We start from the raw sequence: 23,382 nt of genomic DNA, 5'->3' as shown, positions 1-23,382 counted from the left end.
TATCTAAAAAAATAGATGAACATTGTAGATTATCAGATCGTAATTTCAAATATTGGAAAAATTGTATTAGGAATTAATACACTTTTATTGCTTGTAGGTTTTTTTAGAAATAAAAAAGCCTACAAATTTTTTACAATATACTTAGTTTCAATAACTATAATTCAAGCTTTTACTTATTATCTATGGACAAAAGGAGCTAATAATTTGCATGTATCGCATTATTACCTAACTACACAATTTATCTTATTAAGTTTATTTTATCATTCTCTTTTTAAAAATAAAACTCAAAAACGATTAGTTATTACTATTTTAGTACTTGTAATAATAATATTGATAGTACAATCCTATATAATGCCTGAATTGCTATACAAATTCAACTTAGTTGAAATTTTAGTAACCTTATTACCATTAGTATTTTTTAGTGTGATTCAATTTTATAATTCATTAAGTGGAACAAAAAATTTCACATATATCAATTCAGGAATATTCATATACTTATTGACAAGTACGTTAATTTTTTGTTCTGGTAATATAGTTAATGAAATTACTACAGAATTTAGGACGCTACTTTGGTTCATGAATGCTATTTTATATCTTGTATATCAATTATTGATTACTATGGAATGGTATTTTAATTTTAGAAAGAAAAAAATTCCAAAAATTGATACATCTATAAAATAATGAACGAACTTTTTTCAGGAGACAATAAAATCATAGCATTTGTTATTTTAGGAGCAATATTAATGTTAGTCATGGCGCTGACATTAATATTGTTTTTCTATTTTTCACGAAGAAAAATTATTCAAAAAGAACTCGAAAAGAAAACCTTAGAATTAGATCATCAAAAAGGAATCCTAAAGGCTACAATTGTTGCGCAAGAAGCAGAACGTTATCGAATTGCACAAGACTTACATGATGCCATTAGTGCTAAATTAAATGTAGTTTCACTCAGTGCTAATTTTTTATTAGAAGAAGACAATGTCACACCTCAAGAAACTGAAGAAATTATCAATCACATTCTTCGAGTCACCAATAAAACGATTGAAAGTTCTCGGAAAATTGCACACAACTTATTACCACCAATACTTGAAAAATTTGGTTTAGGAGCTGCGTTAGAAGAATTATGTGACGAATTTAGCAACAGCAAAAAAGTAAATGTGACTTCTAAAATAAAGTATAAAATAGGCAGATTACCCGCAGATGACGAATTGCACGTGTTTAGAATTGTACAAGAACTCATGAATAATTCCATGCGACATGGGAAATCGAAAGAAATCGAATTAAATTTTAAATCTGAAATAGAAAAGATATTCCTATATTACAAAGATGATGGATTAGGGTTTAATACAACTACCATTGATCTACAAAAAGGACTAGGATTGCGAAATATAGAAAGTAGAGTTTCATTACTAAATGGAAAAATTACTTTTAAAAGTGAAAAATTAAAAGGAGTTGAAGTCAAAATTACCATATAAACACACAACATCATGGATACACCAATTATAAAAATCGCCATTGCCGATGACGAAGCTTTATTCAGAGCAGGAATATCATTTATACTAACCAGAATAAAAAACTTTGAAATTGTTTTTGAAGCTGAAAATGGTGCTGATTTACTTGAGAAATTGAAAACTGCTTCCTCGCTACCAGATGTTGTATTAATGGACTTAAAAATGCCGCTTCTTAATGGCGTTGAAAGCACCAAAATTCTGCAAAAAGAATATCCTGAAATCAAAGTAATCGCTGTCACAAGTTATGATGGTAAATCGTTTATTACCAACATGATTGACGTTGGAGCTTCTTCATACTTACTCAAAAATACATCACCAAAAGTTGTGGTACATACCATTAATGAAGTATTTGTCAAAGGATTTTACTATGACGAACGCGTCCTAAAAATAATTCACGAAAACTTACTATCTGCGAAAAGTAAGCGTATCAAAAGTGATTTAGATAACAATCTGCTCACAAAACGTGAAAAAGAAATCTTAGAATTAATCTGTAATCAATACACAACCAACGAAATTGCAGACAAACTATTCATAAGTCCGCGCACGGTTGAAGGACACAGAAACAATCTACTACTCAAAACGGAATCAAAAAATGTAGCAGGTTTAGTCATTTATGGAATTCAAAAAAAGCTCATAGAACTTTCTCCAGATTTTTAATCATAAAGTATTTCAGGCAACAACTCTTCAACATATAATCTAAACACATGACAAAAAAGTAAAATTATCATTTGGGCGTTTTAACGGGCTTTCCACTATATCTTTTTGCCAAAAAGCAAAAAGGATGCCGTTTCAATCCCTAACGCAAAACCCTATAACATTCCCAAAACCTATGAACCTGAGTTCGATATAAAATTTCAGAGTGTTTTTTGTCTTTTCCGCAGTATAGCAGGGATTTTTCGTTAAGAATTTTCGAATCCTTGGAAATCGAAGATTCATGAACTCCTTGATTTAAAATAGAAAGCCGTGAACTAAAAGATTTAGAAAAATTCATGCGGTTTTAGTTTTTCAATAAAAGAAAAACTAAAAATACCTCTGGAAATCAAAGATTCATGAGTTCCAAAATATAAAATAGAAATCATACGAACTAAAAGCGCACTTTCTTTTGTTGACGCCTGTGCTGAACTTGATTCAGTATTCTTTGTGCGAGCAAAGAAAACGAAAATAATAAAATGAAAATTAAATACTTAGCACTTCTTTTAAGAATCTGTTCAAAATTTTATTTGAGTAAACTTATGTCGAACTCACGTTATGAGGTAATAACAATAAATGATTTACAAGGTTTTTAATCAAAAATTATTTTTTATCATATACGAATCAAAATCATCTTAAAAGTAAATTTATTTAAGATGATACTTTCATACGATTTAATGTTTATTTTTGGCGGATAGAAGAAAAAGTTCATGAAGAAAAACAAATTCATTGCAATTGAAGGAATTGATGGAAGTGGAAAAAGTACGCAAGCAAAAAATATAGCAAAACGATTAGAAGCCGAAGGTCACAAAGTATATCTCACATTTGAACCAACGGACATGCGGATTGGTAAAATGATACGTACCATTCTTGGCGGGAAAGAAAAAGCGGATGAAAAAGTAATTGCTGCATTATTTGTTGCTGACAGATTGGATCATATTTTGCATGAAACAAACGGAATTCTCAAAAAACTAGCAGATGGATTTACAGTAATTACGGATCGATATTACTTTTCATCATATGCATATCACGGCGCGCATATGGACATGGATTGGGTAATTCAATCTAACAAAATGGCGGCCGATATTCTAAAACCAGATATAAACATATTTGTTGATGTTTCTCCTGAAGTTGCTATGAAACGCATCAATGCGAATCGTGAAACAATTGAAATCTACGAAACATTAGACAACCTAAAAGCGGTTCAAGCGCAATACGTACTAGCTTTTGAAAAACTCAAAGAAAGCGAACATATCGTTGCTGTAAATGGCGATGAAACACCCGAGAAAGTTTCAGAAGCACTTTGGGAAATCTTGCAGAAAGAAATACAAAATAACTAAGTAAAACACTTATATCGTTTAAAAAAATCTCTTCAACTGAAGAGATTTTTTTGTTTAAATACAGTTTCAAATAGCTAAAAATCAATAATCTATTATTATTTAAACCTCTAAAAAATACAAACAAAGCGTGTTTTCCCTAAAAGAATATGTTTTTTCTCCCTAAATAAAATAGTGTTTTTCCTGTATTGAATTAGCTAATAGACTCTATAAAATGGACATTACTAGTGATAGCTTTGTTTCCAATCAATGCATAGCAGTCAAGTAAGCAAAAATGATCAACAAATTCGTAGAAAAACTTAACACTGACGGACTCGCTACCTATATCAATACATTACAAGGAATAAGTGTAAAATTAGGAGCGCAGAATGTTGCAGAAACTCAATCCGACGATAATAATTTCGACGGAGACAATCTGTTAGTGACTATTGTACGTATAGAAGAAGAAAGCACACTAAAAAACTTTCCGAATCAACGTTTAGTAGAAACTGGAGGCGCATACAAACTAGACAAGCGTTTTCCGAAAATACACCTTAACTATTACTTACTATTCTCTTGTACATTACAATATGACAAAGCTGTGGCGGTCATATACAAAACGATAAAATTCTTTCAACATCAAAGAAAATTTGCATTTACAGCAGATGAAGACGATATCGAACTAAACATGGAACTCTGTTCACCAAGTTTTGAACAACTCAATAACATTTGGGGAATGCTTGGAGGAAAACAAATTCCAAATGTCATATACAAAGCCAGAGTTTCGGCAATAGAAAGAGACATAGAAAAATTAACATCAGTAATCACATCAATCGGAGCAGAAGGAAAGCACAATGAGTAGGTACAATTACATATACGCGCCTTTGGCAACCATAAAATTACAGCGCAAAATTGAGTTGGAAACCCTAAAACATGTAAAAATATATCCAAGTAAGGAAACTGCGGCGCTCATAGCAAAATACAAACTTGTAATAAAAATAATTCCGGAAGGATTAGTAGTAATCTACAAAAAGCAAGAAAAATTTGTAGCAGAAACAGTTGATGAGGTTTTAATTATAGATGGAGAAGAAGTCATAGACAAACGAATTGTAGGATATGCATCAACAACGCCCAATCGTACATTTTCCAATTGGCTTCCCGAAGTTGTTGAAATTGAATTAGAATTCTATGCAATAGCAGATCAAGAATACAGAAATGGAACCAATTGGGACAATTTAGCACTCAATGACTTTATCATATACAGCGCTGCTGATGTAAAAGGAACAAAAACAACTAACAACAACATAAACGAGCGGATAAAACCAGATGCAATTCTGCAACTCAACATTGTAGAAGCAAACATAACAACACCAACCACTTTAACTTTTCAAATAAAATAAAATACTAACAAAACTTTTAAATCATAAACATTATGGCTAGTACATTAAAAACACCTGGAGTTTACATAGAGGAAATTGTAAAATTTCCGCCTTCCGTAGCCCAAGTTGAAACGGCTATTCCTGCATTTATCGGATATACAGAGAAAGCTACGAACAAAATTGACGGAGATCTGAGTATGACTCCTACACGAATTACTTCATTATTAGAATATGAAAGATTCTTTGGAGGAGCAAAAGCAGAAACAACCATTGAAGTAACGGTAACGGACGATTCTGCAAGTAACCGTACAATTGTTGTAACGAAACCAACAAGTAAAGAGCCATTTATAATGTATTATTCATTACAATTATATTTTGCAAATGGTGGCGGACCATGCTATATTACTTCTGTTGGAGATTACAGCGGATTAGTCGTAGATACAGTTCTACTAGAGGGTTTAATTGAAGTCGGTAAAGTTGATGAACCAACATTACTTCTTTTTCCAGATGCAACGAGAGCTGATGGAATTCAAGCAACTGCATTTTATGCTATATATAACGAAGCGTTAACACAATGTAACAAATTACAAGATCGATTTACAATCATTGACATGTTAGCAAACGATACATCTTTACCAACGGATCCTAATATTGCAGAACTTAGAGATAAAATCAGCTCAGATAAAGACTTTGCAAAATATGGAGCTGTATACTATCCAAACTTAGAAACGATTCTGAATTATAAAATTGACGAAGATAGTCTCGATGTAACTTTAGAAGATTTAGCACCAGATGATCCTCAACTAAAAGTACAAAATATCTCTGATTTAATAGATACATCAGAATTAAATACATTAATCGCTACAGATTTAGCCGATATTACATCAGATGTTGATGGAGCCGCAGGTGATGCAGCAGCAGTAGCGTTTATCCCTAATTTAAAAGAAAATATAAATGATATTATTGCATATATCAATTCATTGCAAAGTAGTCTAAACAATGCATTACAAATTGCACATGATGAAGGAAGCGTTACAACGGAAGCGAACGATCTAGACACATGGATTACCGATAATTTAGAACAAGCAATACTAGATTTAAATAAAAGTTTAGATAGATTGAATGATGATACTACAAAAGCTCAAGTTTCTAATGAAATCCAAGTCAATAAACCAGGAGTACATGATGTTTTAGGAATTCACACAGACAATGGGCCTCTTGATGCTTTAAAAGCTAAAATTGATACACTTATTGCTAGTGGAGAATTAAAACTTATGATTGATGCACTTCCTGCTGTAGCAGGATCATCTTCTTCAACAGTATCATTAGCATCTCTTGAAACTTCAGACAATGCTACATACAACAAAATAAAAACAGAAATTAATAACTTACCAATGGAATTGCCGCCAAGTAGCGCCATTGCTGGAATTTACGCTAGAGTAGATAGTACGCGAGGCGTATGGAAAGCTCCAGCAAATGTATCACTAAACTATGTAGTAAAACCAACTGTGCGAGTAACAAACGATATTCAAGATGGGTTAAACGTAGATGTAAATGCAGGAAAATCGATCAATGCAATCCGTTCATTCACTGGAAAAGGTGTTATGGTTTGGGGAGCAAGAACGCTTGCAGGAAATGATAACGAATGGCGTTATGTATCTGTACGACGCTTCTTTAACATGGTGGAAGAATCTGTGAAAAAAGCAAGTGACCAGTTTGTATTTGAAGCAAATGACGCTAACACATGGGTTCGTATCCGATCAATGATCGAAAACTTTCTAACCAATCAATGGAAAGCAGGTGCGTTAGCAGGAGCTACTACGGATGATGCATACTATGTAAAAGTAGGACTCAACCAAACAATGACCGCAGATGATATTCTGAACGGAATCATGAACATAGAAATTGGGATGGCAGTAGTACGTCCGGCAGAATTTATTGTGTTGAAGTTCTCTCATAAAATGCAAGAATCATAAATAGGTTTTAGCTAAGGCTTGCCAATTGCCCATTATGGGCTTTCATAAAAAAAACGCATAAACAAAACATTTAAAACATAAAATTATGGCAGCAGTATATCCATTACCAAAGTTTCACTTCCAAGTAGAATGGGGAGGAACTAAAATAGGTTTTCAAGAAGTTACAGGATTAGATATGGAATTCGAAAAGTTGGAATATCGAGAAGGATCGAGTCCACAATACAGCAAAATTAACATGCCAGGAATGGTAAAGTACACAGACATTGTACTAAAAAGAGGTGTATTCAAAGGAGACAACGAATTCTTCGATTGGATGAAAACAAATCAACTCAATAAAGCAGAACGTCGTGATATCACTATCAGTCTATTGGACGAAAACCATGCACCAGTAATCGTATGGAAAGTCTTAAATGCTTGGGCTTTAAAAATTCAATCAACGGATTTAAAAGCGGAAGCAAGTGAAGTAGCTGTGGAGTCTATCACGCTAGCACACGAAGGTTTAACCGTTGTAAATGAAGGATAATCAACATGGCGCTTTTTGACAATTTTAAATATCCAGTTTCAGGCTTTCACTTTGTAGTGTACTTCAATGGACTACTACCAAACCCAGTAGATATGAGTTTTCAATCCGTATCTGGGTTAAGTGTTACCGTAGAAACAGAACCCTACGCTGAAGGTGGAGAAAATAGATTTGTTCATGATATACCAAAAGGGTTAAAATTCAGTACGCTTACGCTAAAAAGAGGACTAAAAAGTGCGCCTTCATCTGTTGCAAAATGGGCTGAAGATGCGTATGAAAATTTCACTTTCAAGCGATTAAATCTAATTGTTGTGCTACTTAGCGAAAATCATATTCCTATCAAAACATGGAATATAGTAGGCGCATATCCTATCAAATACGAATTAGGTGAATTCAATGCAGAAACACAAAGTATACTCATTGAAACGTTGGAGCTCAAGTATGATTATTTTAAACTTTTATCAATAGGAGATCTTATATAATGGGAATAGAAATAAAAAACTTGCGTATCAAAGTAAACGTAAATGCTCAAAAAAAAGAAGAAGTGTCTTTAGTTAATGAAGAGCGAACCAATTGGACTTCTCATGAAATAATGACGGCTGTCTCAAAAATGATCACTAACAACAAAGAACGCTAATTATGTCTATACTGGGAAAACTAGAAAAGATGCAAATCTTTAAACTCAATGCCGAAGGTGAAAGAGAAGGTACAGATCCAACACTAGAAGTAGCAGTCAATCCAGAAGGATACAAAGAAACATTTTCTGTAGAATATAACACAGATCAAGAAGCAAACTCTAGTGGAAAAACGCCAAAATTTGTAAAAGTAAAACCAGGCGATTTTACCTTTAAACTACTATTTGATGCAACAGGAATCTTTGATATTGTCGATCTCAATCTTACGGATACGCTTGCCAGTATTGCAGCTGATATTGCAGGATTCAATCCTTTCAAAGATGATGAAGCTGATGAAAGTAATGTAGTTGCCGAAATTGATAAAATCAAAGAGTTTGTCACTTACAAAGGTGATATGCACAAGCCGTATGAATTAGAAGTTGCATGGGGATCACTAAATCTAAAATGTTACTTAACCAAACTCGATATTGATTACAAACTATTCAATTCCAAAGGATATCCTATTCGAGCAGTAGCGACACTTACGTGTAAAGATAGCAAAGCGGATGAAGTACGTGAGGCAGAAGTTAACAAGCAATCACCTGATTTAACACACATAAGACGCGTAAAAGAAGGCGATACATTACCATTAATGTCATACAGAATATATGGCGATTCCAAATACTATTTGGAAGTTGCCAGAGTAAACAATCTACTCAACTTTAGAAATCTTGAACCTGGAACGGAATTATTATTTCCTCCATTAAATAAAACGCAAAGCGCATGAGTTTAGTTGGAGACATATCGACACAACAACAAAACTTAGTAACCTTTTCAGTGCTAATTGGTGATGCTGAGGAAGAAGTAAGTGCAATCTACGGAGTAAAAACAATTACTGTAGAACGTACGTGCAACCGAATCTCAACAGCAACCTTAGTTATTGTAGACGGTGACAGCGTTACGCAAGAATTTGAAGCGAGCAATGCGGCATCATTTGCGCCAGGCGAAAAAATTCATATAAAAGGTGGTTATGACTTTGATGACAAAACACTCTTCAAAGGAATTATTACAAAACACGCCATCAGATCATCAAACAAAACGAACTATTTACTCATTGAATGCAAAGACGAAGCTTTCAAGCTAACACAAGCACGAAAAAATAAAATTTTCTATGAAGTAACGGAAAGTGATGCCGTAGGAGACATTCTCAAAGAAAACGGACTTAGTGGTTCCATGACAGAAACATCACATACGCATCATGAACTCGTACAATACCAAGCAACCGATTGGGATTTCATACAATGCCGAGCACAAATAAACAACATGCTGTGTTTTATAGAAAATGGCGAAATAAGTATCAAAGCACCAGAATTTGGCGCAAGCGTACTCACAGCAACATTTGGAGACAATATATTCACATTTGATGCAGAAATAGATGCACGTAGTCAATATGATGCTTTTGAAGCGTCTGCGTGGAACTATTCAAATCAAGAAGTTGTTACAAAAACAGCGGAAAACAAAAATCTAAACACCGCAGGAAACCTTGACGCTTCAGCATTAGCGGAAGCCGCAGGAAAAAATAGCATTACGCTTACACACACAGGAGACATTCCTGACGAAATATTGACAACTTGGGCTGAATCCAAAAGCATGTATCAGCAACTAGCAAAAATATGTGGAAACGTCAAAATTCAAGGAAACGAATTGGTTTTGCCAGGCACAATGATTACGCTAGCAGGTATGAGCGATCGCTTTAACGGCGATGTATTTGTTAGCGCAGTACATCATACCATTACCAACGGAAACTGGATTACAACAATACAATTTGGATTAAATCCTGAATGGTTTGCAGAAACCTATGAAGTAAGTCAATTGCCAGCTTCGGGTATGTTGCCAGCCATTGGCGGATTGCAAATAGGAGTTGTTTCTGCCTTAGAAGGCGATCCAAAAGAAGAACACAGAATACAAGTAAAATTGCCCATCATAAGTGCCGAAGAAGACGGAGTTTGGGCGCGCGTACTAAGCCTGCATGCAGGAGAAGAATACGGCGTACACTTTCTGCCAGAAATAGGAAATGAAGTATTGGTAGGTTTCTTAAATGACGATCCGAATCAAGCAATTGTATTAGGTTCCTTATTTAGCAACACAAATGTTTCTCCTGTGGAATACTCAGATGATAACTTCGAAAAAGTAATCATGACAAAAAGTGAAATCAAAATCACAATGAATGATGAATTGAAGAGTATCACACTAGAAACACCAGGTGAAAAAATAATCACTATTGACGATGACGAAGGTGTCATTACACTCAAAGACGAAAATAACAATTTTATTACGATGGATCCAGATGGCATTACGATAGAATCAGGAAAGGATATCATTATGAAAGCTACTGGAGATATAAAAATGGAAGGAATTAACGTTGAAGTTGTCGCTTCCGCAGAATTAAAAGCAGAAGGCGCAACGGCTACAGTAGAAGGTTCGGCAACGACAACAATCAAAGGAGGAATAGTACAAATCAATTAAACACTAAAAAATAACAATACAATGCCATTAGCAGCTAGAATTACTGACATGCATGTTTGCCCAATGTCTACAGGTCCTGTACCACATGTAGGCGGACCAATATTGCCGCCAGGCGCACCAACAGTACTTATTGGTGGATTGCCAGCAGCGAAAGTTGGAGACATGTGTGTATGTACTGGTCCGCCAGATAGCATTGTAGCAGGTTCAGGAACTGTCATGATTGAAGGAATGCCAGCCGCGCGCATGGGCGATTCCACAGCGCATGGTGGAAGTATAGTATTAGGAGAACCAACTGTAATGATAGGAGGATAATATATGGAATCATCAATAGCAACATACTTAGGAAAAGGCTGGGATTTTCCGCCAACATTTCTAGAAAAGCAAGGCGAAGTAAAAATCATATCTGATATAGAAGATATTGAAAAAAGTTTGCACACAATTATTACTACCAGACGCGGAGAACGTTTAATGCGTCCAAAATTTGGGTGCGATCTTACAGATCAAATATTTGAAAATCTGACAGCTACGCAAACCACCATAATGAAAAACCGAATCAAGGAAGCCATTGTTTTATATGAACCGCGAATTGAAATCATTAAAATAGCATTAGACACACAAAATTTTTTAGAAGGTAAATTTCTAATCAAAGTAGAATACATGATAAGGGCAACAAATACAAGAAGAAACATCGTATTTCCTTATTACATAACAGAAGCAACAGACATATAACAATGCAAAACGATTGTACAGAAAATTCACTAATAAAGTTACGCGAAGGCACTACACAGCAAGCGCGTTATCATGCTTTGCTCGATCCTGAGAATGTAGAACTCATGGGATTTGAAGTAAAGGATTGGATGAACTTTGCAGAAGAATTTTCGAAGCACGTACAATTATTCAGTAACAAAGACCACAACAATCCAAGTGGCACATGGGAACCATTTCATAATGCTTCAAAAGAAATAAAAGAAGTTATTGAAACCTATACAGAAGGAGATGTTACGCCACAATTGGCACTATTTATAGCGTTCTTAAAACTATTAAACAAAAGTAAAGAACGATTCAACAACATTACTAAACGTCATCTTGATTTCTATTACAAAGAAGTATTACAACTTGATAAAAATGACGAAAAAGCAGATCACGCGTATATTATATTTGAATTAGCTAAAAACGCGAATCAACAATTTTTAAGTGATGAAACGCTTGTAAAAGCAGGAAAAGATAGCGAAGGAAATACCATTCATTATCAACTTGAAGAAGAAATCGTAATCAACAAAGCAAAAGTTGCAGCATTGCGAAACACGTATTCATATCCTGCTGTTTCTAACTGGCATGCTTCAAGCATTGCAAACTCTGGTGATGGAGAAGGAGCAGAAGCTGAAAACGGCGGAACTTCTTGGTTGCCTTTCGGCGATATGGAACGCAATCTTGCCAAAAAAGGATTCTCGGTAAGTGCGCCATCATTACTCTTAACAGAAGGCGGACGTACGATCACAATAGCGGCTTTGTACACATCATTAACCATTGATGGAGATTTAAAATCACTCATCACTATAGAACATACAGGCGAAAAAGGTTGGGTGACTCTTGAAAATACGTCAATTAAAAAAGTTGCTGTAGCAGAAGATTTACTTACGCTCAAAATTGAACTTAGCGAAGACGATGACAAAGTTGTCAACTACGATGCTGAAATTCATGAAGGGAAATACGATACTGAACATCCAATAGTGCGTGTGCTTTTTACGCCTGAAGACAGAGAAGCAAGTTCATACAATACATATTTACTCATCGCGAATGCGGAATTAAAAAAAATTGACATTACCACAATAGGAGAATATACTACTGGTTTGACAGTAAAGAATGATCTTGGGAAAATAAAAACTGACAATCCTTTTTATCCATTTGGACCATTAGCCAAAAAACGAGCAAAATTAAAAATTTCATCAGAAGAATGGATTGGTAAAAATATTAGTAATGTGGAAGTTTCCTTAGATTGGAAAGATTATCCAGATAATTTTCAAACACATTATCAACATTACTTGGTTCAATATCTAAACATTGCGCCATCAGTCAAGTTCAAAACAGTATATGACAGAACAAACAATACACAGTTAGTCACTGATGCAAACGGTACAAATCGTTTCAAAGTAATTTCAAGTTATATAGTAGATTTCAAAAATCGATCTAAAAAAAGTACAGCTCAAAACAATGTGACTACAGAAGAAGAGTCTGATGCAATGTATGAAGAATATAATGAAGACACTACTGATGCAGCAACTACAGAAAGCGCACCACAAGAAAGCACAACAGATGAAAGTACTTCAAAGATTCAAGAAATGTTTTTGGGGAAAGCAGGTGTTATATTCAAAAATTTCTTACCACCGCAAATAAGCTATGTTCCTAAAGTAACGGACGAATACTTTATTCAATTGTCGCTACAAAATAATTTCTTGCATGACGCTTTCGCAAAAATTTATACGTATCATGCGTTAGAAGAAGTATCGCTACCAAACAATCCGTACGCACCATTTGCAGAAAATTTAAAAGTTACTGTTACAAGTCAAGAAACTATTGGAGCAGATGGCAATCAAATTAAATTGTATCACGAATTACCTTTTGGAATAAAAAAGGTGCAACGTTCCAATTTATCGCTGATGCCAACTCCTGAAGATGGCGGACAATTATACATTGGAATCGAAGACGCTATTGCAGATCAAAACATTCAATTACTATGTCAAATAGAAGAAGGTTCTGAAAATCCTGATGCAATTGAAGATTTTGGATTGGCAACTGTAACGTGGCAATATTTACATAACAATACATGGAATAATCTAAAACCAACATATTTACTAAAAGACCAAACCGACGACTTTTTAAAAGCAGGATTGGTTGCCTTTACGGTTCCACGTGATTTTGGAGACAATACAATTTTTACAGAAGATTATTTATGGATTAGAGCAACAATTTCGAAAACATATGATACGGTTTCAAAATTTGCCAACATTCATGCGCAAGCTGCTGAAGCAATATTTATAAATGACGAAAACACTTTAGAACATCTTGAAAAAGGAATGCCAGCAGAAACCATTTCGAAGTTAGAAGATCGTTTGGCAACCGTAAAAACAGTAACACAACCATATGCTTCTTTTGATGGTTCTCCGAAAGAAAGTGATTTGGATTTTTACAGAAGAGTTAGCGAACGATTGCGTCATAAAAATAGAGCCATTACACTATGGGATTATGAACATTTGGTGTTGCAAGAATTTAATTATTTGCACAAAATCAAATGTTTAAATCACAGCACTAGCACAAGTTTCAAGGCTCCAGGGGAAGTATTATTAGTTGCGATTCCAAATATCATTGATCAGAATGTATTTGACATTTACAAGCCAAAATTGAGTCAAACAAAATTGGGTGCTATTAAAACATACATCAACAAACTCAACACATTACATGTAAATGCAGAAGTAGTTTCGCCAGTGTACGAACCAGTATTAATTACGTTAGGCGCTAAATTTTACGAAGGATTAGACGCAAACTATTACGAAAAACAATTGCAACAAGACATTGCACAATATTTATCGCCTTGGGCATTTGACAAAAATCAACCGATACCTTTTGGAAATGCAATGTACGCGAGTGAAGTTATCTTTTACATCGAAAAATTAGACTATGTAGATTATATAAAAGATTTCAAAATGTTGCACGATGGAGATGAAAAGGATGAAATCATTCCAACAGACCAAAAAAGTATTTTAACCTCAGTATTGCCAGAAACGCATGCTGTAACCGCAATAATAAACACACTATGCCAATCTTAGATGAACATATCACCATACCGAGCAATGTAAGCTTCAAGGACGATCTGGATTTTGAATATCTAAGAGACGCAGGACAGCAATACATTGAAGAACTCAGTCGAAAAATCTGGACAGATTACAATATTCATGATCCAGGTATTACGATTATGGAATTGTTGTGCTATGCCATTACAGATTTAGGATTGCGCATAGATCAGCCAATTGAAAACTTAGTGTCTTCTCCTGAAAACAACTTTGAGAGAATGCACGAACAGTTCAAATCGGCAAAAAATATATTGACATGCAAACCTGTAACCGCAATAGATTACAGAAAACTATTCATAGACATCAAAGGTGTCAAAAACTGTTGGTTGGCAATTCATCAATTACCATTACATACAGAATGTAACATAGCAGATCCGAAAGTAAGTTTTCAACCATTTACAGGTTCAGAATACAGTACGGAATCGTTCAATGTAAAAGGATTATATACAATATTAGTCGATTTTGATGAAGATGAAGTATACATAGAAGCTGATATCATTGCGGCGATATTCACCAAATATCATCAAAATAGAAACCTTTGTGAAGACTTAGTTGAGGTACTAAAAGTGCCAAAACAATGCATTCGTGTTTGTACGCAAGTGCAATTGGAAAATGCCGCTGATGAAGAAAAAGTGCATGCAACTATTCAGTTTGAAGTTGGACAGTACTTATCGCCAAGTTTACGCGCAAATTCACTTACGGAAATGTTGGATAAAGAACTTTCGTCAGATAAAATATTTGAAGGACCAATTTTAGAAAACGGTTTCTTAACACCAGAAGCATTAGAAAAATCAGAGTTGCGAAAAGAAGTACGTTTGTCAGACATTATGAATATCATCATGCAAATTGATGGTGTAAAACTCATAGAAGATATTAGTATTGATAACTGTCCGCCAAAAAATGATGGAGATTCTGATTGCAATCAAAACATAACCGCAAACAGTGATGCTTGGATTATTTGTATCGAAGAAAATCACTTACCAATACTATGTGACCAAAGTACATTCAAATACAAAAAAGGCTTTTTGCCAGTTGGTTTAAACCAAGAAAAGGTAGATGAATACACAGAAGAACTAGAAGCTGAAGATAAAGCAAGTCAAGAAAAATCTTTTGACGATTTGCCAATGCCTTTAGGAACGTATAGCAAAATAAAGTACAATACCGTACAACATCACTTGCCAGAAAACTACGGAATTTCCAAATATGGATTATCCAATACTGTTTCTGACGAACGAAAAGTAAAAGCAAAGCAATTACAGGCGTATTTACTATTCTTCGATCAAGTATTAGGAACGTATTTCTCACATTTAGAACATACAAAAACATTACTATCAGCAGACGAAACTTTGCAACAAACGTACTTTTTCAAAGCGGTAGAAGGTATTAACGGAATAGAAAACTTATTAGCAGACTTTCCAAGCTACCAAGAAAATGTAGAAAATATCATTGACAAACTAGAAGATTTTAATGAACGAAGAAATGAACTTTTAGATCACTTAATAGCACGTTTTGCAGAAGTATTTGAAGATTATACCAATACCATGCACAAACTCTTTGGAACGTCAAAAGATAGTGTGGAAAGAAATATCATCAATACCAAAAACAAGTTCATCAAAGAATATGACATTATCAGTTCTGAACGCGGATTGGCTTTCAATTACAGAAGACCTTCACAATGGAACACAAACAATGTATCAGGTTTTCAAAAACGAATTGCACTATTATCTGGTTTAGACGATTATTCGCGACGTGACTTATTCAACGATAACATTACTATACAAACACTAAAACGGTTTACCATAGCTGATGGTGTTCACATTGAATATCGTTGGCAAATAAAAAGTGACGACAAAGTATATTTATCATCACGAAAAGATTTCAAATCAAAACAATTGGCAATCACTGAATTACTAGAAGTATTGAAGTTGGCAACCAATCAAAATAACTATGTGTTGCGCCGAACAAAAACGGCTTCCAAACGGTATTACATTGCGTTGGTAAATGAAAAAGGAAAAGTCATTGGACGCCAATACAATCATTACTATGCAACCAAAGAAAAAGCAGAAGAAAAAAGAATTGCAACCATAAAATTCATAGATGATTTACTCTTTGATGAAGGTTTTTATTTGATAGAAAACATACTCACATTACCGTATCATACTGGAGATATTGGAGAATTAAATGAATGTTTGCCATTATGTATTAATGAATGCGGAACGTGTGCAGAAATTGATCCGTTTTCGTATCAAGTCACGATTATATTTCCAGGATATACGTCACGATTCTCAAATATTGACTTCCGAATATTTATGGAAGATTTAATCCGAAGAGAATTACCGGCGCACATTCAACCACGAATTTGTTGGGTTGGACATATTGATGGCGCATTGACACGCGTAGAAAAAACGCCAATTATAGTAAATCCTAATAGTGGCATATCCAATATGGTAATTTCGAAACCAGTAGTTTCGGAAAAGAAACGGAAAGCTAGCAAAGCAACGTCGGTATTTAGAGTAGGTGAAGATGTATACGATGACAATTTTACGTATACAATCAATGAATACGATGAAGATTACGATATGAAACACATTCAAAAAAACTGGAAAGCATTTCTAAAATCAAAAAGTAGAAAAGCTGGCGGTTATATGGCAACACACAATGCAACCAAAAAATTAGTATGTGCTATTAATAGAATGAATACAATTTATGCAACAGGAACATTACACGATTGTGATGATGACGAAGGAGAAAATAAAAATAGAATCATACTAAACCGAAGTGCGCTTGGTTCGCTCTAATTAAAAGTTAAAAGTTAAAAGTTGAAAGTTAAAAGTTGAAAGTGAAAAGTTGAAAGTGAAAAGTTGAAAGTGAAAAGTGAAAAGTTGAAAGTTGAAAGTGAAAAGTGAAAAGTGAAAAGTTGAAAGTTGAAAGTTGAAAGTTGAAAGTGAAAAGTTGAAAGTTGAAAGTGAAAAGTTGAAAGTTGAAAGTGAAAAGTGAAAAGTGAAAAGTTGAAAGTGAAAAATTGAAGTTGAAAATTAACAATAAGAAATCAACGAATAAGGAATCAACGAATAACAAATTAGTATCGAAAAGTACTTTGAAAATTAAATGCGAAAATGAAAGATTAGAGAGAACCGAGCAAATAAAGTAAGTGAATAACTTACATAAAAGCCTAAAAGCGAAGCGATCTAAAATCAGCTAAAAAATAAATACCGATGGAAACAATAGAAAAGAAAGAACCGTATTTACATATTTTAAACACACAAGGCAATATTTATGAAGAATTTTTGCCAGATCAGGTTTTAACACACAAAAACCTAAATAAAGTTGTAAATTACTTCGAAGATCAAGATCGGTTAAGTCGCATATACTTAATTGGTGTTGGAATTGGATGCGGAATGAATATTGTTTCATATTCAGGAGGTAAAATTATTATAGCTCAAGGTGCAGGAATTACCACCGATGGCGACATTATAAATACAATAACACGTGAATTTCAATATTATGGTGAACTGACAGATAGAGCGGATTACGCTTTATTTAATGGGAGACAGGTATATGAGATTTACGAACAAGAGGGGGCGGGACGTCTTTTGGACGAGCACCCGCTCACCTCTTTTAACACTAACGAACCTGGTGCGCTCAAAGATTATATTCTTATAGCGTATGTAGAAAATTATACAGAAGATGAAGGATTGTGCGGCGGTTCTGGTTGTGATGAAACTGGAAACAAAGTATACAGCAATCTTAAATTCTTACTTATACACAAAAACAATTATGCAGCACTAATTTCTGGAGATACCATTTACAAAAGTCATGATGTACTTAAGTATTATGATACGCTGCCAGAATTGTGTATGCCACGTTTATTATTGACAAAAAATAATACAACTTCTGGAATTTCTATTCACGATCAATTCAAAAATAGCCTCTTCTTAAAAACGGAATTACATACTGGAATTACAACTATTATAAATCGTTTTAGTCACCGCATTAACTTTGCGAGATATGGCGTGAATGTTCCACAAATTACGGCTTATTTTGACGCTATTTTTACTGTACAAGAAGAGCAATTTATTCAATACAAATATGATTTATTAAAAGATTTAATAGATACCTATCGTGAAATTCGCGAACTCATTTTATATACACGTTTTGAGTGTGTTGCAAATATAAATGCATTTCCAAAACATTTGCTTTTAGGAACCTTAGAAGAACAAACGCGTTTACAAACACGTCACAGTTTCTATCCGTCACCAACGGTTTCTGAAAATGATGAAAACTTACTTTCTATCAGAGCATTGTGTATTAAATTTTTCAATCAACTAAAAGAATATAGAATACCAAACGTACCCACGACAGCAATTAAAATTACACCATCTAAAGGATACGAATTCAAACTCAGCGAACGTTCCATTCCATATTACTATGAAACGAAAAATTCGTTGGTTACCAATTGGAACCCGATCTCGATTCAACAGCGAAAGCCAAAAAATCAATTAGGATATCATGTTTCCAACCTGAAAAATATTCCTTGCATTCAAGAACCGTTAAAATTCAGTCATTTAGACAAAGATTTCTATCGAATAGAAGGACACGTTGGAAAAGATTTCCGCTTGGCGCTCAAAAGAGTAAATACCTTAAAAGCTAAATACAACTTAGCATTTGATGTAAAAACGATTAGTATCGGATTTCCCGTAAAGAAAATTACGCTTGACGATGATAAATGTGATACAAAAGATTATGCAATTCTTCTAAAAACTTGGGAAAAAGAATTTTGCTGTACCGCAGAAAGCGCAACAGAATTCTTCAACAAATATCAATACACATCGCCAGGAGATAATGACACAGTAACTACTGTATATTCGGTTGCATCTGTACAATCAGCACAACAATTACAATTATTGAAAAAGAAAAAAGCAGCAAGTGCTGAGCTTGGAAAAATTGCCGAAAGTACCATCAATACAAATGCTGAAAGCACCATCAACACAAATACAGATGCAGTAAGTGTAGATGGAGTAACTGTAAATGCTGCCATATACGAAGATTCTCTCCAATATGCAATTGACCAAGCCTATATTCATATAGGAAATCAAAACGTTGCAGCAGGATATGTTTCTACAATAACTTTAGACATTATAGCTCAAATTTTAGGAACAGTTGTTAAAAATGATGATTATTTCTTTTACACAGAAATTCCTGTAAAAATAATTACCAATTTGGCGGAGATTAAAAGACTCTTCTTACAGTCACTAAACGAATTATTCAACACCGAAAAATGGACTGCATTTAAAGCGGCAATTGAACAATTATGTACAGACGTAAAACAAGCACTATTTGCGTTATCTAACTTAAGCGCGGACACCGTTTTTGGAAGTAAAACACATGATAAAATGTATGAATATTTTATCTATGAACTCTCAAAATTATGTTGTTTAACAGAAAAATTTAATTGGCTAAAAGATCAAGTAGATGACATCAGAAACAACTTATATAGAGAACTCATCTTATCAAAACTCATAGTTGAACATCCAGGAGCAGAACACATGGCTGGTGTGCCAAAAGGTGGAACGTTTCTAATGGTTTACATTGGAGGAACCGAATCAATACTAGATGATTCCAATATCGTAGAACGCCAATTTAACGGACTCATACAATTTGACTTTGCATTGCCATACATGTGTTGTTCAGACTGTCCGCCAGAAACAATTGTATACAACACTGTAGAAATAGAAACTACCTTATCTATAGCAAAAACAAAATACTGCTTGCCTTCAGATGATGGTTTAGTAGATTTTGTAATTCAATCATCAGGTGATGGCGTGGTAACTTCTCCGGAAGGAACGGCATTCATTGTACAAACGGATGCAGGCTATGCATTTGATCCATCTGGAGTAACTGATGAATTACTAGGACAAACTTTAACGTTCTTAGTAGATGGAAATACACCAACGGTTCCTGTTGAAATATGTGTTTTCAAATTTCCTCTGGATGTTACGCCTACGTACAATTTCTTATCATGGAATGAAGCAGGAATAAATTTAGATTTAAACGTAAGTCATGAATTAGATACACTTTCATACTTTACCTATTCATGGACTCGTGAAGACGGATCAGAAATAGGAACTGAAAAAGATGTATTAGCAGAATTCTTCGCTAACCCAGAAGAGTCGTTTGTAGAAACATTCAAATTAATCATTGGAGTAGAAGGATACCAAAATGGATGTACTGAAAGTTATGAAGTTCCTGTTGATGAAACACGAGAAGTAGAAATCAGCGTCGTAGTTCCTGAAATCATATGTCACAACGTACAAATGACAACAGTGGCATTGACTCCAATTATAGTAACACCAGATGGAGCAATACTAACATCACCACAAACACCAATTGATGCGCCAAACTTTATAGAACAAGATGGAGCAGGAGATTATTTTATAAATCCAGTAAACGTGCCAGATGCATTACTTGGTACGGACATCACATTCGAAGTTAATGGAAATCCTGTACCAGACAAATTTACACGTATTGGTAGATTGCCTTCAGTTATAAACATGGACGGTCAAGGTAATCAATTGCAAGCGTATGATGTTGTTGAATGGAATGAAAATGGTGTCATAGTAAACTTAAGAGCGACACATGCGTACCAATCACAAACGTACATTGAATACAGATGGACTGAAAGAAGCACTGGTATTTCAATTGGAGACACAAGGAATGTTTCAAACATAGCTGTACAAGGAACAGGAGAAGCTTCCGGAAACTTTATGGTAGAAATGCGTGTCATTGGTTTGGAAGATTCTTGTTCAATATTTTTTGAAATAGGTTTTACAATACCAAGACCTATGTTAGACATACCGACAGGAATTTGTTTTGGAGACTCCATAGTCCTTGATGTTGATCCTGAAGCAAATATTACTTCTCCGCAAGGTAACTTTATAGAAACTATTTCGGGTATTACAAAATTTGAATCAGGACTTGTTCCAAATAACCTTGTAGGACAACAAATTAATATTCATATAGATGGTTCACCTGTTGCATCAACAACAGTGTACAAAGTTCCAGGTATTGATAACATAAATGCTAATGATGAACTTGTAGGTTGGGACGGTGAAGATGTCATTGTTAATTTAATAGCTAATTATACAGTACCTGGTGTAAGCAATCCACAAAATTATTTAGAAGTAAAATGGTTTGATAACAACAATGTTTTGATTGAAGGAGATATTACACAACATAGAATTCCTTCGGATGGAGGAACAGTAGCAATAACATACAGTGTTATTATAGCTGTCAGAGCTAGTCTAATAGATGTTGATCCTTGTGAAACAGTCGCTATTGAAGTGTCCATAAATAGAACACGTCCAACTTTTATACTAGAAAGAGGGTATTGTTATGGCGGTTCAATAATGGCAGCTGATATTATAATACCAGTTTCGCCAGCAGAAGTTGTCCTTACATCACCACAAGGTGGTGGATTCATTCAACCAAATGGAGATGAATATATATTTCAACTATCACAATTCCAATTTAATTTAATAGGACAACGAATAGGCTTCGAGATTGGTAACATAGAAGTAGCACATACATTTGTATACCAAACTCCAGAAAGTGTAGAAGCTACATACCAAAATGAGCGTTGGGAAGGAGATAATTTAATTGTAGATTTAGTAGCAAATTATAACATAATAGGTGTAAACAATCCAGAAAATTATTTAGAAGTAAAATGGTTGGACGAAAGCGGAGCTTTAATTAATGAGCTCACAGGACATATTATTCAATCAATCGATGGAAGTGTAGATAGAACATATTCAGCAACAGTTTCTGTAAAGCCTGAATTGATGGATACTACTCCTTGTGAAACAACTCCTGTAGATATTACCATACGTGAAAATAGTCCAGAACCAGCACAACTCAATTTGAACGAAAGCTATTGCTGGAAAGAAGATACAGAACCTTTAAAAGTTTTACTACCAATTAGAACAGCAGATGCTGTTCTTACATCTCCGCAAGGAACTGCATTTATTGAAGTAGAAGGCGAAAATTATGTGTTCAATCCATCTTTAGTGCCATTTGGAGAAGTTGGGAATGAAATTCAATTTCAAATAGGCAATGATATTGTTGGAACAACACGTGTATACAAATTTCCTGCTGATGATGATATTACGCATGATGTGGATAATTCTAACTGGATTCCTGGCGCCGCCGGATATATATTTAGATATAAGCATACATATAGTGATAAAAATTATTTTGACTACGGTGTACTACTATTACCAGACGGAGCACAATTAGACCCAAGCTCTACAAATCCACACAGATATATGCTAGATGCAAGTACAACTGTTGGACAAAGAACACTTGTTACACTTGCTGTAAATGGTGTTAGTTGTACAAGTGAAAATCAAGTTACAATTTCATCAACTCGTGATAACCCATCCGGACCAGCGAACCCAACAGATCCAACAAGTCCTCTAGGACGTTTGGTGTGTACAACTTCATATACTGACAGACTCGAAATTTTAGGAGTAAATGATGAATTAAATAGACTAAATGAGAAATTTGGAGGAAAACCGTATGAAGGCAATATAAAAACGAATGTGTTGACTCCTTTACGAGATACTGTACTTGCAATAAGTAGATCAAAAAATCTTAACACTGATGGCTTGGAATTAATCGGTCAGATCAATTCAACTAGAACTGAACTACAAAATAATTTCTTGAACAATACCAACATTAATAATGAAGATAAAAAATTATTTCTAAATGTAGATGAAGTACTAGAATTAATGTCTTTAGAACTGTTACGTTGTGTTGAGAACGATACTGCAGCTTCACTGATGACAAGTATTAAAACGACATCAGATGATCGTACTATTGATTATGGAGATGGAGGATCAAGAATAAAAATAACAGATGAATATTTAGCCACTTTCAATGGTAAAGATCAAGTGCTTGTAAACGAATTAAGTACCACTTTTTCAACGAGAACTAGATAACTAATT

General features: G+C 34.4%; 17 protein-coding genes. All 17 read left to right on the top strand.

Annotation, left to right across the window (positions count from 1 at the left end; translation table 11 throughout):
- The first annotated feature begins 15 nt into the window (after positions 1-15).
- Positions 16-681, top strand: a complete 666-nt coding sequence (locus tag IMCC3317_RS04110) for a hypothetical protein (RefSeq protein ID WP_160128240.1) — start codon at positions 16-18, stop codon at positions 679-681.
- Positions 681-1,475 carry a sensor histidine kinase gene (locus tag IMCC3317_RS04105; RefSeq protein WP_160128239.1) on the top strand — a complete coding sequence of 265 codons (795 nt, stop codon included), beginning with the start codon at positions 681-683 and terminating at the stop codon, positions 1,473-1,475. The genes IMCC3317_RS04110 and IMCC3317_RS04105 overlap by 1 nt, the downstream gene beginning before the upstream one ends.
- 12 nt (positions 1,476-1,487) lie before the next feature.
- Positions 1,488-2,168, top strand: coding sequence for a response regulator transcription factor (locus IMCC3317_RS04100; RefSeq protein ID WP_160128238.1), 681 nt, complete (start codon positions 1,488-1,490; stop codon positions 2,166-2,168).
- A 743-nt stretch (positions 2,169-2,911) separates the two neighbouring features.
- Positions 2,912-3,541, top strand: coding sequence for a dTMP kinase (gene tmk / locus IMCC3317_RS04095; RefSeq protein WP_160128237.1), 630 nt, complete (start codon positions 2,912-2,914; stop codon positions 3,539-3,541).
- A 271-nt stretch (positions 3,542-3,812) separates the two neighbouring features.
- Complete coding sequence (locus IMCC3317_RS04090; RefSeq protein WP_160128236.1) at positions 3,813-4,379, top strand: DUF4255 domain-containing protein; 567 nt, start codon at positions 3,813-3,815, stop codon at positions 4,377-4,379.
- Positions 4,372-4,917, top strand: coding sequence for a hypothetical protein (locus tag IMCC3317_RS04085; protein ID WP_160128235.1), 546 nt, complete (start codon positions 4,372-4,374; stop codon positions 4,915-4,917). The genes IMCC3317_RS04090 and IMCC3317_RS04085 overlap by 8 nt, the downstream gene beginning before the upstream one ends.
- A gap of 32 nt (positions 4,918-4,949) precedes the next feature.
- Complete coding sequence (locus IMCC3317_RS04080; RefSeq protein ID WP_160128234.1) at positions 4,950-6,872, top strand: phage tail sheath C-terminal domain-containing protein; 1,923 nt, start codon at positions 4,950-4,952, stop codon at positions 6,870-6,872.
- 85 nt (positions 6,873-6,957) lie between these two features.
- A complete protein-coding gene (locus tag IMCC3317_RS04075; protein ID WP_160128233.1) occupies positions 6,958-7,395 on the top strand; it encodes a phage tail protein in 438 nt (145 codons plus the stop codon).
- 5 nt (positions 7,396-7,400) lie between these two features.
- Positions 7,401-7,874, top strand: a complete 474-nt coding sequence (locus tag IMCC3317_RS04070; RefSeq protein ID WP_160128232.1) for a phage tail protein — start codon at positions 7,401-7,403, stop codon at positions 7,872-7,874.
- Positions 7,874-8,029 (top strand): hypothetical protein, encoded by a 156-nt coding sequence (locus tag IMCC3317_RS04065; RefSeq protein ID WP_160128231.1) that lies wholly within the window; start codon positions 7,874-7,876, stop codon positions 8,027-8,029. The genes IMCC3317_RS04070 and IMCC3317_RS04065 overlap by 1 nt, the downstream gene beginning before the upstream one ends.
- Before the next feature lie 2 nt (positions 8,030-8,031).
- Positions 8,032-8,793, top strand: coding sequence for a CIS tube protein (locus IMCC3317_RS04060; RefSeq protein WP_160128230.1), 762 nt, complete (start codon positions 8,032-8,034; stop codon positions 8,791-8,793).
- A complete protein-coding gene (vgrG, locus tag IMCC3317_RS04055; RefSeq protein ID WP_160128229.1) occupies positions 8,790-10,532 on the top strand; it encodes a type VI secretion system tip protein VgrG in 1,743 nt (580 codons plus the stop codon). The genes IMCC3317_RS04060 and vgrG overlap by 4 nt, the downstream gene beginning before the upstream one ends.
- Before the next feature lie 21 nt (positions 10,533-10,553).
- The gene (locus IMCC3317_RS04050; RefSeq protein ID WP_160128228.1) at positions 10,554-10,844 is read left to right on the top strand and encodes a PAAR domain-containing protein; all 291 of its coding nucleotides are present in this window, start codon (positions 10,554-10,556) and stop codon (positions 10,842-10,844) included.
- Positions 10,845-10,847: 3 nt separating this feature from the next.
- Positions 10,848-11,261, top strand: coding sequence for a GPW/gp25 family protein (locus IMCC3317_RS04045; protein WP_160128227.1), 414 nt, complete (start codon positions 10,848-10,850; stop codon positions 11,259-11,261).
- A gap of 2 nt (positions 11,262-11,263) precedes the next feature.
- Positions 11,264-14,356 (top strand): baseplate J/gp47 family protein, encoded by a 3,093-nt coding sequence (locus tag IMCC3317_RS04040; protein ID WP_160128226.1) that lies wholly within the window; start codon positions 11,264-11,266, stop codon positions 14,354-14,356.
- Complete coding sequence (locus IMCC3317_RS04035) at positions 14,344-17,178, top strand: hypothetical protein (protein WP_160128225.1); 2,835 nt, start codon at positions 14,344-14,346, stop codon at positions 17,176-17,178. The genes IMCC3317_RS04040 and IMCC3317_RS04035 overlap by 13 nt, the downstream gene beginning before the upstream one ends.
- A gap of 417 nt (positions 17,179-17,595) precedes the next feature.
- A complete protein-coding gene (locus IMCC3317_RS04030; protein WP_160128224.1) occupies positions 17,596-23,376 on the top strand; it encodes a hypothetical protein in 5,781 nt (1,926 codons plus the stop codon).
- Positions 23,377-23,382 lie beyond the last annotated feature (6 nt).

The organism is Kordia antarctica, assembly GCF_009901525.1.
Lineage (GTDB): Bacteria > Bacteroidota > Bacteroidia > Flavobacteriales > Flavobacteriaceae > Kordia > Kordia antarctica.
The sequence above is the reverse complement of the archived record's forward strand: the minus strand, read 5'-3'. Positions and strand labels throughout refer to the sequence as shown.